Raw genomic sequence first — 18189 nt, 5'->3', positions numbered from 1 at the left:
TAAAAATATTTGCACGGGTTATTTTTTAATAATCTCCTCTTTTCTTAAATCTAGGATCATCCCTTTTGATGAACTCGGTTCTTCTTTTAGGAACCTCCTCTTTTGGAAAACTTGCTTCTTCCGTTTTACTTGAAGGTTCAATAAGTTCGCTTAGTTCTTTTATTTCGGCATCAGTCAAATCGCGGTACCTTCCCATGGGAATATCAAGTGAAATATTGATAATACGGATGCGTTTTAGCGCTGTTACTTCATAACCTAAATATTCACACATTCTACGAATTTGGCGGTTTAAGCCTTGCGTTAAAATGATTTTGAAAATGTATTTGCTGATTTGTTCTACTTTACATTTTCTGGTTACTGTATCTAAAATAGGAATCCCATTTCCCATTCTTTCAATGAAGCGATCCGTAATTGGTTTGTTAACTGTTACGGTATATTCCTTTTCGTGATTATTTCTTGCTCGAAGTATTTTATTGACGATATCGCCATCATTGGTCATAAAAATCAACCCTTCACTTGCTTTGTCTAGTCTTCCAATTGGGAAAATACGTTTAGGATAATTGATGTAATCAACTATGTTGTTGCGAACATCTAAATTAGTGGTACATTCAATTCCAACAGGTTTGTAGAAAGCTAGGTAAACGGATTTCTCGTTCTTTTCACGGATTAACTTGCCGTCAATACGTACTTCGTCGCTTGCTGAGACTTTTGTACCTAGTTCAGGAACGACACCATTAATAGTCACGCGACCTTCTTCAATGATTTTGTCAGCTTCTCGACGTGAGCAATATCCAGTTTCTCCTATGAATTTGTTAAGACGTTTCAGATTTTCTTCCATACTGCAAAAGTAAGACTAAATTGTCTAACCGTTAATAAGCTACTTTGATTATTTGCGCAACAGTGGAAAAAGAGGGGAATTTAGCTATTAAATGAATTCTTTTATTCAGTTTCGAATAAAAAACGAGCGATTTTTGTGTAAAGTACGTCATCGTGTAAACTATGTCCTAAGCCAGTTGTTTCAACGAAAACGGAATTTTTCCAGCTACTGGCAATCTTTTTTCCTTCTTCAAATAATACGATGGTATCGTCAGTGTCATGAGCGATAAATCCTTTTGTTTTAATTTTGGATGCAAATAGTTTTCCTGAAAAGTGCTCTAATTTAAGATTGAAGTTTTTTAAATAATGTTTTTCTAATCCTTGAGTAACTATGGAATTCAAACTCAGTAAGTTGATATAGTTGTTCAGGATGATATTAAAATCACTTGGAGATCCTAATATTACCATTTTTTCGAGATCATCATTTTGATAAACGGATTGGTAGTACAAACATGTTTTTGCACCTAAAGAATGACCTATAAGATGTTTAGGATTGTATTTTTGGAAAAGAACATGTATGAATTCAGCATATTGAGGAATGTTGAATTCTTTACCACTTGATAAACCATGAGCAGGTGCGTCTATGGCAATAATCGTGCTTCCTGATTTTTGTAAATAAGGCAATATACTTTCCCAGCGGGCTGCGTTGCTTTCCCAACCGTGGACTAATAGAATAACATTGTCATTTCCTTTCCAAGTATAGGATTGAAAATGATGTTCATTATGTTGTAAAGTTTCACTGTAAGTCTCTTGAAGTACCTTGGGAAGACTACTTTTTGATAATCGGCCATCTCTGGGCTCGCTAAAAAGAGAATAAGCAATTTGAGTTGCTTTTTTAGGAAATACAAAACTCAAAATGTTAATGTATAAACCAGCAGATTTGGTATAAAAGAAATAGAGTAGTTTTTTCACATGTTGATATTTACTGACTTTTATCGGTCATGCTGATTTTACAAAAAAAAGTCCCGATGTGAATCGGGACTTAGATATAATTAAAATTTAGAAAATAACTTTTCCATTTTTTCTTTTTCTTCTTCAGCTAATACGCTGTCAACTAGAATTCTTCCTGAATGCTCATCAATGATGATTTTCTTTCTTGAAGCAATTTCCACCTGTGTTTGTGGAGGAATTGTAAAGAATGATCCTGCAGAAGCACCTCTTTCGATAGAAACAACTGCTAAACCATTACGAACGCTTGTTCTGATTCTTGTGTAAGCAGCTAATAATCTTTCTTCAATTAAGTTTTGGTATTCACCAGATTTCTCTGTTAAAAACTCTTCTTCTTTAGCAGTTTCGGCCATGATAGCGTCCAATTCTAGCTTTTTATGTTTCAAGTGATTAGATTTAGTTTCTAATCTTTCTTTAGATTGAGCGATTGTATCTTTTTTGTGTTCAATAGAAGCTTTCATTTCCTTCATTTGCTTTTCAGCTAATTGGATTTCAAGTTCTTGAAACTCAACTTCTTTTGTTAAAGAGTTGAATTCTCTATTGTTACGAACAGTTTCCTGTTGCTTCGTGTATTTTTTGATAGCTTCTTTGTGCTCGTCAATTCCACTCTTTTTTGATTTGATAAGATCCTCGATAACTTCAAGTTCACTTTTCAATTTTTCAGAACGTGTGCTTAAACCCGCAACTTCATCTTCTAAATCTTCTACTTCTAGAGGAAGTTCACCTCTTACGTTTCTGATTTCGTCAATTCTAGAGTCAATAAGTTGTAAGTCGTAAATTGCTCTTAACTTGTCCTCAACACTTAATTCTTTCGTATTCGCCATATTCTATAAGTACTTAACTGGATTTGTATTTTCTTCAGATAAAATGATTGCAAAATTAAGGATTTTTTTCCGAAGATAGTCAACAATATAATTTTTTGTATAGCGTTCGCTTTCAAAATGTCCAATATCGGCTAAAAGTAGTCGGTTTTCTGCTTCATAAAACTGATGATACTTTAAATCAGCAGTCAAAAAAGCATCGGCTCCAGCCGAAATTGCATTTTTTATCGCGTAACTTCCAGATCCACCTAAGACTGCAACTTTTTTTATTGGTCTTCCTAAAAAAGAGGAATGTCGGATGCCTTCAGAAATCATTTTTTCCTTGACAAATAATAAAAAATCTTTTTCATCCATAGGAGTTTGAAATTCTCCTATCATTCCTAGGCCTATATTTTGATGTTTGTTTTGCAGTTCGTAAATTTCATGAGCAACTTCCTCATAAGCATGATTACTAAAGAGTGCTTTCAGAATTTTGTTTTCCAAATGCTTTTCAAAAGTGACTTCAATTTTAATTTCATCGCCTTGTACAAATTCAAAACGTTCTCCTAATTGCGGATTGGAGTGTTCATTACCCATATAGGTTCCAATCCCTTTAGAGCTAAAGCTGCAATCTTCATAATTACCTATATTCCCTGCGCCGGCATCAAATAGTGCATTTCTCAGTTTTTCAGCATTTTCAGCAATAGTATAGGTAACCAGTTTTCGGATGAAGTTTTCTTTTGGGATTAGAACTTTGGTGTTTTTTAAACCTAGGGCGTCACAAAATATTTTATTAACACCATCTTGGTGATTGTCTAAAGCAGTATGGACTGCGTATATGGCAATGTCATTTTTAATTGCTTTTATTATGGAGCGTTCCACATAATTTTTGCCCGTTATTTTTTTTATGCCAGAAAATAAAATGGGGTGAAAACAAACGACCAAATTACATTTTTTGGCAATAGCTTCTTCTAATACATTCTCAAGGGCATCATGACAAACTAAAACTCCTGTAGCTTCTGTGTCGGGGTTTCCAACCAGTAAACCGACATTGTCAAAATCTTCAGCATAAGCGAGAGGAGCCATTTCTTCGAGTACGGAAAGGATTTCTTTTATTTTCATGATTTTTTAGTTTAGAGGATAAAAGTTTAAAGTTTGATAGTTGGGGAACTTTAAACTTTAAACAAAAGAGACAAAATATTTAATTCAAAGATAATTTATTATACTTTCGTATTATGATTTTACTTCGAAAAATACTCTTTCCTTTTGCTGTTTTATATGGTTTAATTACGAGTATTCGGAATTTTCTTTTCGATAATGGGATTTTGAAGTCGTATACTTTCGATTTGCCAATTATTGCTGTAGGGAATCTAAGTGTAGGAGGTACCGGGAAAACGCCACAAATAGAGTATTTAATTCGATTGCTTTCTGATACCTATAAAGTAGCTACTTTAAGTAGAGGTTATAAGAGGAATTCGGAAGGTTTTATATTGGCTGATACAACCTCAAATGCTGAAATTTTGGGAGATGAGCCATTTCAGTTTTATCAGAAGTTTGATAATATTCAAGTTGCGGTTGATGTTAATAGGAAAAACGGAATTGAACAATTACTGTCGCAAGATCTGAAGCCAGAGGTTATTTTGTTAGATGATGCCTTTCAACACCGAAAAGTTAAGGCTGGGTTTTATATCTTGCTTACTTCTTATGGTGATTTGTATTCAGATGATTTTATGCTTCCAACAGGAAATTTGAGAGAATGCCGCAGCGGTGCTAAAAGAGCTAACGTAATTATAGTAACAAAATGTCCGTCAGAAGTAGCTATTAAAGAGCAAAACCTAATTAGAAATAATTTAAAAATTGCTAAAAATCAAGAGTTATACTTTACAACAATCGTTTATGACGATTGTATTTATTCTGAGAATCAAACGCTAAAAGTAAGTGAAACTCACAATATGGATAAGATACTTTTGGCAGGGATTGCAAAACCGGAACCGTTTTTCAATTTTTTAAAGCGAAACAATGAAGAATGTCTAACTTTTCCAGATCACCATCATTTTACTGAAAAAGATATTTTAGACATTAAAAATAAAGCAATAAATAAAATTATTGTCACCACAGAGAAAGATTATGTGCGATTAAAAGATAGTATTCCTAGTGAACAACTCTTTTATTTACCCATAAAAAGCAAGTTTCTTGTAGCTGACAATGCATTTAAAAAAACAATACTAAATTATGTGGGATAAAGTACAACAAACAGTTAGTTGCATTAAGGAGAAAATAGATTTCACTCCAGAGTATGGTGTGATTTTAGGATCTGGTTTAGGAAGTTTTACAGAGGAAATGAATATTGAGTTTGTTCTACCGTACAATGAAATTCAAAATTTCCCTGTATCGACGGTTCAAGGACACAAAGGAGCTTTGGTTTTTGGGACAATAGGAGATAAAAAGGTAGTTGCGATGCAAGGAAGGTTTCATTATTATGAAGGTTACTCCATGAAGGAAGTTACTTTCCCAGTTCGGGTGATGAAGTTTTTAGGAATAAATAAATTGATTGTATCTAATGCTTCAGGTGGTGTGAACCCCAATTATAGAGTAGGTGATATAATGATAATTAAAGACCACATCAATTTTGCACCAGAACATCCTTTGCGTGGAATAAATGACGAACGTTTTGGACCTCGTTTTGTAAATATGAGTGAGCCTTATTCTAGAAAAATGATTGCAAAAGTAAAAGAACTGGCGGATAATCTCAATATTGAAATTAAAGAGGGGGTTTACTTAGGATTGCAAGGACCTACTTTTGAAACTTTGGCAGAGTACAAAATGGTAAAAATTCTTGGCGCTGATTGTGTGGGAATGAGCACTGTTCCTGAAGTTATTGTGGCGCGCCACATGGATCTGGAAACTTTTGGGGTTTCTGTAATTACGGATATGGGAGATGAAGATAGTATCGAAACGATTTCTCACAATGAAGTGTTGGAAGCTGCTCAAAAAGCAGAGCCCAAAGTGAGAACTCTAATTAAAGAGTTGATTTTAAAGTATTAGCTTTTTTTATGTTTCGAGCGATTACAGTATAAAATTCTAAGGGAGGGAAAGGTTTTGTAATTACGTCATTCATCCCATAGGACAATAACATTTCTCTATTCTCATCTAGTGAAATAGCCGTTATGGCTACTATAGGCGTAGTGGGGTCGAACTCTCTGATTTGCTCTGTTGCTATGGTACCATTTATTCCTGGTAAATGTACATCCATCAGAATTAAATCGTAAGTATTAGATTTGGCAACCGCAATTGCATCTTCTCCATTATCGATGATTTCACAAAGAATTCCTTTATTCTCGAGCATCTTTTTGGTGATCATTTGATTTATTTTATTGTCTTCTACAACAAGTATTTTTTTATCTATTAAGATTGCTTCATCGTATGGTTTTGTTTTTTCTTTAGTAACTAGATGCAGCTCATCAACCTCAAATTTTAAATCAAATGAAAATTTAGAACCTTTGTCAACGATACTTTCGAGCTTAATTTTACCTCCTAATAGTTCGATTAATTTCTTGACTATTGTTAAACCCAAGCCTGTTCCACCGTATTTTCGATTAATTTCTACGGAGCCTTGGGAAAAACTTTCAAAGACGGTTACGAGTTTGTCTTCAGGAATACCTATTCCTGTATCTGTTATAGCAAAGGATAAAGTTGCTTTGCCTTCTTTCAATGATAGAAGTTTAACGCTAGTGCTGACATGTCCGTCTTTCGTGAATTTTAATGCGTTATTGATTAAATTCATGAAAATTTGAGATAGTTTAGTTGGATCCCCAAGTAGATACTCAGGTATGTTTGGATCAATCTCTAATGTAAAAGCGTCATTGTTTTTTAGGGCAATTGCCTTTAAAGAATTTTGAATGTCTTCTAGTAGCTCCTTTAGATTGAAATTGATGTTTTCAAGCTCTGTCTTATTAGATTCTATTTTGTTAATTTCTAGAATTTCATTAATAAAAGTCGTTAAATAATTCCCTGAAAATTTTAATGAAGATAAATATTGCAATTGGGATTTTTTAGGGTTTTCCTCTAATAGCAAATGGGTGATTCCGTTTATGGCATTTAGTGGCGTACGGAGTTCATGACTAACAGTAGATAGAAATTCAGACCTTGCTTTTGACGCTTTCTCTGCTTTTTCTTTAGCTATAATTAATTCGTTGTTTTTATCCCATAATAATAAATTAGATTTTTTTCTAATAATATTGTTTTTATAAAGAGATAAACTCAGTAGTGATAAAATTGAAATTAAGGCAATGGCCAAGATATTAATGAGTTTAGAGAATTTATTAGTTTTTGCTTTCTCTATATTTTGTTTGTTTAGCTGTTCTAGTTTTTTTAGACGTTGGGATTCCTTAAAAGACTCGTAGTCGTCGATTCCAAGTTTTTCGTTATTTAAGATAGAAATACGTTCTTTTAAATTCAAGTGCTGCTTTAAATAGGAATAAGCAGAATTCTTATCTAGCATCTTCTCGTAAACTGAACTTAATGCAAATAAGATATTAGCTTTTTGTTCTAGGTTTTCATTTTTAGCATTTAAAGCTAAAGCTTTGTTGAAGTAGTTTAATGCTAAGTTATTTCGTTTGTTTGTTTCTTCGATTAGACCAATTTGATATAATGCTTCCGCTTTTGTGTCAACGGTATCAGGACTATCGGCTAGGGCAATTATACTATTAAAGATTTGAGAAGCTAAATCGTAGTGCCCTTTAGATTTGTGAATAATTCCTTTTTGAAGATTTATTAATTCATTAAAACCTGCAGTTTGCAGCTCACTGTTGCTGTCTTGTGCTTTGTCAAAATAGATCTCAGCGGTCTCATACTGTTTTTTGCGAATATGGGTTAGCCCTAAATAATAATAGAGATCGGTATAGGTGGCTGAGTTTTTTAAGTTTTCGAGTAGGTCGATGCTTTCAGAAAAAGCTTCCTTCGCATCATCATACTTTTTAACGGCAAAATAGATTTTACCTAGTTTGTAAGTTTGAATTCCTTGACTTTCAATCTGATTGTTTTCGATGCAATAATTTATTGCTTTTTGAGTAGATAGGAGTGCGTTTTTGTAGTCGTTTTCTTTTATGTTAGAATCGGCAAGCGTGGTGTAATAAGCAATGCTGTCCATGTTCTCTTTTTTTTGAGAATATAGCAGTGAATTAAAAAAAATAATAAAAACCAAGAGGTATTTCATTTGAAGTTTTTTAATTGTTCATTTTATTTTTTTGTCAAAAGTATTAAATCAATTATTCGGGAAGAATATCCAATTTCATTATCATACCAGCCTACTACTTTGACCATTTTGTCGATTACCGAAGTCAGTTGCGCATCAAATACACAAGAATTCCTGTTCCCAATAATGTCAACTGAAACAATGGGGTCTTCAGTATAGTCTAAGATTCCTTTTAGATTTCCTTCAGCGGCAGTTTTGAAGGCTGTGTTTATTTCGTCTATTGAAACAGAACGTTTTACATTGAAGGTTATATCGGTCAATGAACCGTCCGGTACCGGAACACGAATACCGCAACCTCCTATTTTGCCCTCTAATGTAGGGAATATTTTTGACAATGCTTTTGCAGCTCCAGTTGTTGTAGGTACAATTGACTGACTTGCTCCGCGTGCTCGACGTAAATCTTTGTGCGGTTGGTCATGTAGGCTTTGATCAGTAGTGTAGGAATGTATTGTTGTAATATAGGCTTGTTCGATACCACAAAGTTCGTCTATCACTTTCATCATAGGAGCGGCATTATTCGTTGTGCAGCTTGCATTCGAGATAATGGTTTCCGTTCCGTCAAGAATAGAGTCGTTTACTCCTAGTACAACGGTTTTTATCGTGTCAACCTCAGAAGGCGCTGAAAGAATTACTTTTTTTGCACCAGCAACAATGTGTGCATTCAGTTCTTCGTACGTCTTAAACTTTCCGGTGGATTCAATAACGTAATCTATGTTTGTGCTTTTCCAGTCTAAGTTTGAAATGTTTTTTTCGTGAAAAAACAAAAAGTGCTTTCCATCAACCAAGATTCCTTTCTCATCGGAACTTATCGTGTAAGGCAAAACTCCGTGAATACTATCGTATTTTACCAGATGTGCCATGGTTTTAGTATCGGCAATATCGTTTATGGCAACAACTTCAATACTGGGATGGTTTAAAAGCAAACGAAATAAATTGCGTCCAATTCTTCCAAAGCCATTAATGGCAACTCTTGTTTTCAATATGTTTTGTATAAAGTCTCAGGTTACAAGTTTAAAGGCGCTTAATTAGAACCTTTAAACTTGAAAGCTGAACTGTTTTTTAAAGAATGTGTTTCTGTGCTTTATAAGAAGAACGAACTAATGGGCCACTTTCTACATGACGGAAACCTAGTTCCAGTCCAAATTTTTCATAAATGGCAAATTGATCAGGCGTGATAAATTCTTTAACCGGCAAGTGCTTTTTACTTGGTTGTAAGTACTGTCCTATTGTGACGATATCCACATTAACTGCACGTAGGTCTCTCATTGTTTGAAAAACTTCCTCTTCTTGCTCACCAAGACCAAGCATAATTCCTGATTTCGTTCTGTTGATTCCTTTTTCTTTTAGGTATCTCAACACTTCTAAACTTCGGTCGTATTTGGCTTGAATACGCACTTCACGAGTTAACCTGCGCACAGTTTCCACGTTATGAGAAACTACTTCAGGATTAGCTTCTATTATTCGATCTATGTTTCTTTTTATATCCTGAAAATCAGGAATCAAAGTTTCTAAAGTAGTAGTAGGGTTCATCCTACGAATTGCTTTTACGGTTTCGATCCAAATAATTGAACCACCGTCTTTCAAATCATCTCTGTCCACACTGGTAATCACCGCATGTTTAATATTCATGATTTTTATAGAGCGCGCCACTTTTTCAGGTTCATCCCAGTCTACCGTTTCAGGTCTACCAGTTTTTACACCGCAAAAACCGCATGAACGGGTACAAGTGTTTCCCAGAATCATAAACGTTGCCGTACCTTCACCCCAGCATTCACCCATGTTTGGGCAACTTCCAGAGGCGCAAATCGTATTCAAACTATATTTGTCGACTAAGCCTCGAAGCTCAGTATATTTTTTTCCTATTGGTAGCTTTACCTTCAACCATTTTGGCTTTGCAGTTGGTAAAGTATTTTCTAAAGCAGTTTCCATATATCAATTTTCAAAGTACAAATATAAGGAAAGCGGATTTAAAACAAAGGGTTTAAGCACCAAGCTTTAGTATTGATTTGCCACAGAAAAAATAAGTGGAGATATTAGAAGCTATTTCTAGCTTTACGCTTCCATATTGTATTTAGAAATGGTTTTTCCTAGGACAGTAATGGAGCTTCTTTCGGTCGCTCATTTTTGTCAGGAAAATAGTCCATTTCTACACACAAGGATGGTCACTGCAATCTGGGCTAGGGCAGTCCTAATACTATTGTATTTGTGGTTTCGAAAGGAAGCAAAAAAAGCAGAACCTCTCGACTCTGCTTTATGTGTTTAAATTTAAAATTAGTTCCCCTGCACCATAATAGGTAAATTATAAGAGGTTCTTACTGGTTTTGAACCAATCATTCCTGGTGCCCAATTAGTTTTCAAGGATTTCAAAACGCGTATGGCTTCATCTGCTAAGCCATAGCCTGGATCATTTTTTACTTGAATACTAGTCATACTGCCGTCTTTTTCGACCACAAATGAAACATAAATACGTACGGTTCTTTCGCCATTTATATCTGGAGTCTCAAAATTTCTACCAATATAAGTGTAGAACTTAGCAATGCCTCCTGGGAATTCAGGCAGTTTGTCTAGAATGGCAGTTGTAACAACAGTATTTCCATATTCGATTGGCGTGGTTATCTCAGTACCATTTCCTACTGAAGAATTGGGATTTGCTAATCCGATTCCTGTATTGGTGCTTTCTATTATCGCGGGATATTCATTATTGGTCGCAAGATCAGGAGTTGCAAGTGGTGCTTCTACTATGACAGGATTCACTAATTGCTTTTTTAGATTAACTTCTAGAGATTTTTGCGCAAGCGTTTTTACAGGAATTTGAGCTTCGATTTTTTTTATTAAAGGTGGTGCAATAGTGGTTACTTGAATTATTCTGTCTAATGGTTCCTGAATTTCAGCGGGGCTGTTGTTTTCAACATTAAAAAAACTTAAAATTGGTGGAATGCCCATCAAAGAGGCACATAGTAACAAAGCTATAAAAAGGGCAAATAAGGAGGTTCTGGAACTTTCCTGACGAAGTTGATAAGCGCCATACTCTTTGTTCTTGTTTTCGAAAACTAGATTAATCCAGTCAGTTTCGTAAATGCTTAGTTTTGACATATTTCAAGGATTTAATGGTTAGGTATCAGTTAAATCATAAGCAGATGTTATTTTAAATAACAACGTAAATAACAAGAAATTTAGTATGTAAAAGATATCTTTTTATTTGTAAAAAAAAGAAGGGCGGATACAGTTTGCTAAAGCAAGCTGATTTATGTGTTTAATAAAGCTGTAGATTAAAAATAACTATCTTCTATTCCTAATGATTTCTGCCAATAACTTTTTGGCACGAAGTAGTTTTATCTTCACATTACTCAAGGGTTCATCAATGGAATTCGCAATTTCCTGATAACTCATTTCCTGAAAATAACGCAATTGTATTACTTCCTGGTAGTGGGGTTTCAATTCCTTTATGTATCGTAGCAATTGCGAAAGGTTTTGCTCCGTAATTAGTTCGTCTTCTTTAGACGGTGTAGTGTCCGCAATGTTATAGGCTTTCTGGTCTTCCTTATCTGTAATTTCAACAAAAAGACTAGATTTCTTTTTGCGTAATAAATCAATATGAACATTTTTTGCAATACTGATTAACCACGTATTAAACTGAAATTCGGGATTGTAAGTTGTTAACTTGTCGAAAGCTTTCGAGAAAGTCTCAATAGTGATATCCTCAGCAGTAGTTTCATTTTCTACGCGCTTTAACATGAAGCCATATACCTCATTCCAGTAATGATTCAATAGAAAAGTGAAGGCGGCTTGATCCCCTTTTTTTGCTTTTTCTATTTGTGTGTTTATTTCCAATGTACTGGTTTTGAGAAAATATTGGTGATAAAGATATTAATTTGTGTGAATATAAGTACTAACTCTACAACAGGAAACCAATATTTCAAATCGTTCTCTTTAAGTTTGCCCGCAGAAAATCCAACAATAATCCAAGCGCACAAATATCTTAGTGCTATTAAGGTCAAAACCAATATCCATTGAAATTGAAAAGACAATAGCACTATAGGAAGCAATATGAATAACAATTGAGAGCAATAGAAAGTTCCCAGTTGCAGTTTGTCTAATTTCTTGTAATGGTTTGCAGTAGCAACATGTCTTCTTTTTTGTGTAATCCACTCCTTAAAAGTCCTTTTAGGTTTAGAGTACGTAAAGCTTTCTGGAGTGTAGCTGATGGCTGTGTTTTTTCCTGTAGCTGCCTCGTTAATGAATAAATCATCATCTCCAGAACGAAGCTGAATGTGGCTAATAAATCCATTTACATTAAAAAATTCTTCTTTTTTGTAAGCTAAATTTCTTCCTACTCCCATGTAAGGAAGTCCTGCTTTTGCCCATGAAAAGTACTGAATTGCGGTAACTAAAGTCTCGAAGCGAATTACTTTATTAAGAAAAGAATTGGCTATTTTTTCATATCCGCCATATCCTAATACAATTGTTTTTTGCATGGTAAACTGAGAACTCATCGCTGTAATCCATTCTTTGGAAGTAGGGTAGCAGTCAGCATCTGTAAACAGTAAATATTCTTTTTTAGCTGCTTTTATCCCTAAGGTCAAAGCGTATTTCTTGTTTCCCCAAAAGGCTTCATTGTTTTGGACTTTTACCAAACGAATATTAGAATATTGTTTTTCGAAATCCTCAAATATTTCTAATGTATTGTCACTAGAAGCATCGTCGATCAATATGATTTCAAAATCCGGATAGTTCTGTTCAGCTAATAGCGGGATAAAGTTAGCTACATTTTCTTCTTCGTTTTTGGCACAAACAATAACAGATATAGACAGTTTTTTGGGAGTTATTTTTTGCGCTTTCGCAAAAGCAAATTTTCCAAAAACACCTAAATAAAAGGAGAGCTGAATGGCAACTACAACAATGAAAAAGTAGAGAATTAGTATAAGCATCGGAGTTTTATGAGTTATTAAATCGAGTGCAAAGGTAATTCGCAATTGCCAATTATCAATAGGTAAATTTCAATTACTTTCGGCATTTTTTCATTTCATCAGCGACGGCAATAGACTGGCTATTTTCCGTTTTTTCTAACTCCAAAATTATATTTTTATAATCTGATTCGCCGCGATTTTGCGACATCTTTTTTGTAGACTGAATATCTTGAATCTCGATTTCAAAAGCGACAATTCCTCGGGTTTGCATCATAGTTTTCTTAGACAGATCTTCTACTCGAATAGGACAATAGGAATTTTGTTCGTATTTGTCAACAAGTTTTTTAAGAGAATCAATTACTACTTCGCCTTCTACAACTTTAATTTTTCCGTAAACATGGACCGCAATGTAATTCCAGGTTGGTACATTTTCGTGATCATACCAAGAGGACGAAATATAGGAATGCGGTCCAGAAAAAATAGCCAGCACTTCGTCATTATCAGCAAAGCCTTTCCATTGTGGGTTTTCTTTTGAAATATGACCTAATAAGACTTCTTTGCCCTCTTTATTTGTGTCTAATTCAAGTGGGATATGAGTTGCGCATAATTTTCCGTCAGTTTGATTGACTAGAATACCAAAACTATTCTGGATCAGAAAAGTTCTGATTTCTTCTTGATTTTCGTTCTTGTAAATATCAGGAATGAACATATCTTAGGTGTTAAGGATTTTACAACTAAATTAGATGACATTGACTTCAGCTTCAATTTGAATGCCAAAAGTATTTAAAATTGTTTCTTGGATATTCTTTGAAATGTTTAAAATTTCTTGTCCCGTAGCATTGCCGTAATTTACTAAAACCAAAGCTTGGTTTTTATGGATTCCAGCATTACCAAAACGCTTTCCTTTAAATCCAGCTTGTTCAATAAGCCAGCCTGCCGGAACCTTTACTTCGGTTTCAGAGATGTCATAATATTTCATTTCAGGAAACTGTTGGTGAATTTTTTCGAAATCGGATTTTAACAGAATGGGGTTTTTAAAGAAACTGCCGCTATTTCCTAATTCTTTTGGATCGGGCAATTTACTTTGTCTAATGGCAATTACGGCATTACTTACGTCTTTTAAAGTAGGCTTACTAATACTGTTTTTCGCTAATTCGGCAGTAATGTCGCCATACGAAGTGTTGATTTTGTGATTGTGTTTGGTCAATTTAAAAATAACTGAGGTGATAACATATTGGTCTTTAGCCTCGTTTTTAAAAATGCTTTCTCGGTACCCAAAATGACATTCGTCTTTTATAAACTTTTTTGTTTCTTGGTTTGCTATAGATAGTGCTTCACATGAAATGAACGTGTCTTTGATTTCAGTTCCATATGCGCCTATGTTTTGAACCGGAGTAGTGCCCACATTTCCTGGGATAAGAGACATGTTTTCTAATCCGCCAAAATTCTGTTCTATGGTCCAAAGCACAAATTCATGCCAGCTCTCCCCAGCTTGACTTTCGACCCATACAAAATCTTCATTTTCCTCAATTATTTTTTTGCCCTTCAAATCGATGTGAATAACCAAAGCTTCTATGTCTTTCGTCAGAAGCATATTGCTTCCTCCACCAAGGATGAATTTTTTCTCTAATTTGTTTTGTTTTAAAACGGTTTTCAATTCGGCCACAGAGTGAACTGCAATAAATTGTTTTGCTTTGGCTTCTATACCAAAGGTGTTGTAGTTTTTTAAAGAGAAATTATTTTGCATTTCCATAAAAGGGCGTTCTTTTTATTGTTGAATTCGAGTTCCAAAAGTAAGGATTATAATTTATTTGTATATTTTTTCATCTAGATAAGTATCCAAAATAAAGTATGATATTCGCAATGATTTGAACACCTCCTTATTGCAAAATCTTGATGGGTTTATTGTAAATCCCGTTATTTACGCACGTAGCTAAGCTAAATGCTACTATAGCTATTAATTAAGTCGTGGTATTTGTTGGCTATGATTTTCATATTGATTTTGTAATCGGCATTTTTCTCAACAAATTTTCGGTTTGTCATTACAGCTTCTGCTCTATGGGTTTTATTTTCAAATGACCATAATAGTTCTTCAGCGAGCATCTTGGAATCATCCAAAGCGATAAGTTGCCCATTTTTACGGTGTTGTATCCAACTTTGATTTCCTGCAATATCTGTTACGATTGGGTAACAATTGGATGCCATAGCTTCAAATAATGATGCTGATACTCCTTCTGTTATGGGAATACTGATGTAAAAACTAGAGGCCTGTAATAATTGGGGTAATTCCGTATTGGGTATCCTTCCGGTAAAATGGACTTTGTTTTCTATGTTTAATTGTTTAGCTAAATTCTTCAAAACGGCTAGCTGCGTTCCGTCACCTACTATGGTAAGCGCAAAATCAATTCCTTTGTCCTTTAAAATTCCAAAAGCTTTCAAAATCACATCATGGCGGTATTCAGGCAGTAATGAGCGGGTTACTATAGCTGAAATTTGGTCTGGATTCGTTGAGTTTTTATTTTCGAATTTTGTCAAGTCAATTCCTTTTGGCATAACCAGAACCTTTTGCATATCAACATTGACTTTTGCCATCGAAATAGCCATAACAGGTCCCCAGGCGTGGATTAGAGTTGCTTTTTTGAAAGCGTAATTCTGTAATATTTTCTTGAATGGTAAAAAAGGGGAGTTTTCTGGCCACAAATCAGTTCTTCCTTGTTGCGCTATGGCAGTGGGCTTAACTCCGGATAGGGCAGCCAAAAAGCCATAGCTTGTGGTTCTTTCTGCGATAATCATATCAGGTTGATGCAGTTTTATTATTTTTTTAATTTTGAAAAGAGCGAATTTATATTCTAAAATTCGCTTCAATTTATTGAAATGGGTATTGCTTGGTGTTTTTAATTCCCAACTGATGATGTCAAAATCACCAAACTCTTTAAGGCCATTGGTCCAAGTAATGGCGTCAGCTCTGTAGGATTCTCCAAGAAAAAGGATCTTTCTTTTTTTCATGGGTTGTATTAAAACTCTTCAGAAGTTAGCGCTCTATTAATGAATTCGTTTAAAGGTTTTAAAAGAATTAGTTTTTTGCTCATTTTTGAAACAAAATCTTTTTTGGCAACTTCAGAAATGTCGAATGGTTGAGAAGTCTCAAAACTTTTAAGTTTTAAAAGCTCAATCGCGGGATGGTCTTTTTCATAATCTCTAGGAGCATTTTTGAGGATGCTTTTTTCGTTTCGATCAAAATCACCAAACTCTTTTTTGAAGTTTTTTTCATTAAGAATTTTTTCTAAATCCTCATGAAAATAAGCAATTTCTTTGCGTACTTTTTTTAAGTCGGCCGCTTCAGGAGCATAAAAACCTCCGGCAATGAAACTTGCTCCTTTTTCGATATGAACGTAATAGCCGGCGCGATTATGACCTTTGGTTCCCGAAGAAAGCCAAACGCCCAAGTGCGACTTATAGGGGGACTTGTCTTTTGAAAACCGAATGTCACGATTTATTCTGAAAGTACAGTTTTTTACTTCCAACATTTCTAATGATGGATCTAAGGGTTTCATAGTATCAAGAAAATCAGCAACTAATTGCTGATAGTCTTTTTTGAAAACTTCGTATTTTTTTTTGTTTTCCAAAAACCAATCCCTGTTGTTATTGTTTTTTAGATCTTCTAGAAATTCTAAACTGTCTTTTGAAAGCATTTGTTGACTATTGTTACAGTGTTGTTAACTTATCACTTTAATTTTATGTTATTTTTTAGAAAGGCCTTCCGCATCCCATTTCATAAATCCACCATCTAGCTCATAGATGTTTTTAAACCCTAGTTCTTGCAGTTTTTCCGTTGCTTTTTTACTTCGACCTCCACTTTTACAATAAACAAATACAGGTTTTGTTTTGTCATATTTTTCGGAATCTTTAATAAAGTTGTCTCCAAGCCAATTTACGTTATTCGCATTTGGGATATGATCTACATTGAACTCTTCTGGTGTACGGACATCCAGTATTTGTGGATTGTCAGTCGTATTGATTTTTTCGGCAAAAGTTTTTGCTTCAACAGTTTTTATATCTTTTGACGTTTGTCCGTTGCAGGATAAAATGACAAAAGATACTAGTAAAAAAAATATTGAGCGAAATTTCATTTTAGTTTCTTTAGAGGTTCAATACGCTAAATTAAGTAAATTTTGAGGACTTAAATGATTTATAGTCCTATTTACAAGTTAAATATTTTATAAGACTGATGTGTCGATTTAACGATGGCTTCAGTTCGTTCTGGATGTGTATCAGAGATAAATAGCTGTCCAAAAGTGTCGCTGTTGACCATCTCAATTATTTTTGCAACACGACTTTCGTCTAATTTGTCAAAAATGTCATCAAATAATAAAATGGGTTTTACACCACTTTGCTTTTTAAGGAATTCAAATTGAGCTAGTTTTAAAGCTATTAGAAAAGACTTTTGCTGTCCTTGAGAACCAAACTTCTTAATAGGGTGTCCATCTATTTCAAAAGAAAGGTCGTCTTTATGTATGCCTACACTGGTATAATGTAATGCGCGGTCCTTATTGATATTTTCTCTCAAAAGAGTCAGTAGATCCTTTTCGTACAAATGACTTTCGTAAACTAATTGAACTGTTTCTTCAGAACCTGTTATCGCATGATGATGTGTATTAAAAATAGGTAAAAATTGCTCGATAAATTCTTTCCTTTTTTCGAAAATATACTTTCCAAAACCGTCGAGTTGTTCATTATATATCGATAGGGTGTCATTTTCGAAAACGTGGTTCAATGCAAAATATTTCAGCAAAGCGTTCCGTTGACTCATTACCTTCTGGTACTGTATAAGTTGCTTCAGGTAATGGGAGTCCAATTGAGAGATGACGCTATCCATGAATTTTCTTCGGGTTTCACTTCCTTCCACAATCAAATCCCGGTCTGCGGGGGAAATAATAACAAGTGGAATAAAGCCAATGTGATCTGAAAATTTATCATATGATTTACCATTGCGTTTCAGTACCTTTTTCTGGCCTTTCTTCAAACTGCAAACGACTTGTTCGTTTCTTTCGTTTTTAATAAATTCAGCATCTATAACGAAAAACTCTTCGCCATGTTTGATATTCTGGACCGCCAAGGGGTTAAAATAACTTTTACCGTAGGATAAATGGTAGATAGCATCAAGTACATTGGTTTTTCCAATGCCGTTTTTACCTACAAAACAAATTATTTTACCCTCAAATTCGAAATTAGCCTCCGAGAAATTCTTATAATTGAACAGTGAAATCTTTTTTAAATACATCTTTAAGGCTTGCTGGTATTGAGGAGTTTGTTGTTTTTGATTGGCTTATCTAAAGTGGGTGCAAATTATTGAAAATTATCGATATAATAGGCTTTTGAGCGTTTTCTATCATTTTTTTTTTAT

18 protein-coding genes are annotated in these 18189 nt (G+C 34.4%); 2 read left to right on the top strand and 16 right to left on the bottom strand.

What is annotated here, in order from left to right:
* Nucleotides 1–25: 25 nt before the first annotated feature.
* The 4 genes from rluF to HJ01_RS01010 all read right to left on the bottom strand — a co-directional run bounded on the left by rluF (nt 26) and on the right by HJ01_RS01010 (nt 3746).
* Nucleotides 26–838, bottom strand: coding sequence for a 23S rRNA pseudouridine(2604) synthase RluF (gene rluF, locus HJ01_RS01025; protein ID WP_007136388.1), 813 nt, complete (start codon nt 836–838; stop codon nt 26–28).
* A gap of 101 nt (nt 839–939) precedes the next feature.
* Nucleotides 940–1788, bottom strand: coding sequence for an alpha/beta fold hydrolase (locus HJ01_RS01020; protein ID WP_007136387.1), 849 nt, complete (start codon nt 1786–1788; stop codon nt 940–942).
* A gap of 80 nt (nt 1789–1868) precedes the next feature.
* Entirely contained in the window at nt 1869–2648 is a 780-nt protein-coding gene (locus tag HJ01_RS01015) for a zinc ribbon domain-containing protein (RefSeq protein ID WP_007136386.1), read from the bottom strand.
* A gap of 3 nt (nt 2649–2651) precedes the next feature.
* Entirely contained in the window at nt 2652–3746 is a 1095-nt protein-coding gene (locus HJ01_RS01010) for a Nif3-like dinuclear metal center hexameric protein (protein WP_007136385.1), read from the bottom strand.
* Between the two features lie 113 nt (nt 3747–3859).
* Between HJ01_RS01010 and lpxK the strand changes: the two genes are divergently transcribed.
* Both lpxK and HJ01_RS01000 read left to right on the top strand, forming a co-directional pair.
* Nucleotides 3860–4867, top strand: a complete 1008-nt coding sequence (lpxK, locus tag HJ01_RS01005; protein WP_007136384.1) for a tetraacyldisaccharide 4'-kinase — start codon at nt 3860–3862, stop codon at nt 4865–4867.
* On the top strand, nt 4857–5669 hold the full coding sequence (locus HJ01_RS01000; RefSeq protein WP_007136383.1) for a purine-nucleoside phosphorylase: 813 nt from the start codon (nt 4857–4859) through the stop codon (nt 5667–5669). The genes lpxK and HJ01_RS01000 overlap by 11 nt, the downstream gene beginning before the upstream one ends.
* Here the strand turns inward: HJ01_RS01000 and HJ01_RS00995 are convergent.
* The 12 genes from HJ01_RS00995 to recF all read right to left on the bottom strand — a co-directional run bounded on the left by HJ01_RS00995 (nt 5644) and on the right by recF (nt 18066).
* On the bottom strand, nt 5644–7839 hold the full coding sequence (locus HJ01_RS00995) for an ATP-binding protein (RefSeq protein WP_007136382.1): 2196 nt from the start codon (nt 7837–7839) through the stop codon (nt 5644–5646). The two genes, HJ01_RS01000 and HJ01_RS00995, sit on opposite strands and share 26 nt — an antisense overlap.
* A gap of 23 nt (nt 7840–7862) precedes the next feature.
* On the bottom strand, nt 7863–8858 hold the full coding sequence (gene gap, locus HJ01_RS00990; protein WP_007136381.1) for a type I glyceraldehyde-3-phosphate dehydrogenase: 996 nt from the start codon (nt 8856–8858) through the stop codon (nt 7863–7865).
* 79 nt (nt 8859–8937) lie between these two features.
* Nucleotides 8938–9807 carry a lipoyl synthase gene (lipA, locus tag HJ01_RS00985; RefSeq protein WP_007136380.1) on the bottom strand — a complete coding sequence of 290 codons (870 nt, stop codon included), beginning with the start codon at nt 9805–9807 and terminating at the stop codon, nt 8938–8940.
* A 342-nt stretch (nt 9808–10149) separates the two neighbouring features.
* Nucleotides 10150–10971, bottom strand: a complete 822-nt coding sequence (locus HJ01_RS00975; protein ID WP_007136379.1) for an energy transducer TonB — start codon at nt 10969–10971, stop codon at nt 10150–10152.
* Between the two features lie 186 nt (nt 10972–11157).
* Nucleotides 11158–11709: an RNA polymerase sigma factor gene (locus HJ01_RS00970; RefSeq protein ID WP_007136378.1), complete on the bottom strand. Its 552-nt coding sequence runs from the start codon at nt 11707–11709 to the stop codon at nt 11158–11160.
* Entirely contained in the window at nt 11700–12806 is a 1107-nt protein-coding gene (locus HJ01_RS00965; RefSeq protein WP_007136377.1) for a glycosyltransferase, read from the bottom strand. Before HJ01_RS00965 ends, HJ01_RS00970 begins: the two co-directional genes overlap by 10 nt.
* Before the next feature lie 73 nt (nt 12807–12879).
* Nucleotides 12880–13494, bottom strand: a complete 615-nt coding sequence (locus HJ01_RS00960; RefSeq protein ID WP_007136376.1) for an FMN-binding negative transcriptional regulator — start codon at nt 13492–13494, stop codon at nt 12880–12882.
* A gap of 30 nt (nt 13495–13524) precedes the next feature.
* Complete coding sequence (gene murB, locus HJ01_RS00955) at nt 13525–14538, bottom strand: UDP-N-acetylmuramate dehydrogenase (RefSeq protein ID WP_007136375.1); 1014 nt, start codon at nt 14536–14538, stop codon at nt 13525–13527.
* Between the two features lie 185 nt (nt 14539–14723).
* A complete protein-coding gene (locus HJ01_RS00950; RefSeq protein ID WP_007136374.1) occupies nt 14724–15791 on the bottom strand; it encodes a glycosyltransferase in 1068 nt (355 codons plus the stop codon).
* 8 nt (nt 15792–15799) lie between these two features.
* Nucleotides 15800–16477, bottom strand: coding sequence for a DUF2461 domain-containing protein (locus HJ01_RS00945; protein ID WP_007136373.1), 678 nt, complete (start codon nt 16475–16477; stop codon nt 15800–15802).
* Nucleotides 16478–16525: 48 nt separating this feature from the next.
* Nucleotides 16526–16915: a rhodanese-like domain-containing protein gene (locus tag HJ01_RS00940; RefSeq protein ID WP_007136372.1), complete on the bottom strand. Its 390-nt coding sequence runs from the start codon at nt 16913–16915 to the stop codon at nt 16526–16528.
* 71 nt (nt 16916–16986) lie between these two features.
* Complete coding sequence (gene recF, locus HJ01_RS00935; RefSeq protein ID WP_007136371.1) at nt 16987–18066, bottom strand: DNA replication/repair protein RecF; 1080 nt, start codon at nt 18064–18066, stop codon at nt 16987–16989.
* Nucleotides 18067–18189: the final 123 nt, after the last annotated feature.

Source organism: Flavobacterium frigoris PS1 (assembly GCF_000252125.1).
In the GTDB taxonomy this organism is placed as follows: domain Bacteria; phylum Bacteroidota; class Bacteroidia; order Flavobacteriales; family Flavobacteriaceae; genus Flavobacterium; species Flavobacterium frigoris_A.
Note: the sequence above shows the minus strand (reverse complement) of the source record. Positions and strands in the feature narration are given on the sequence as shown.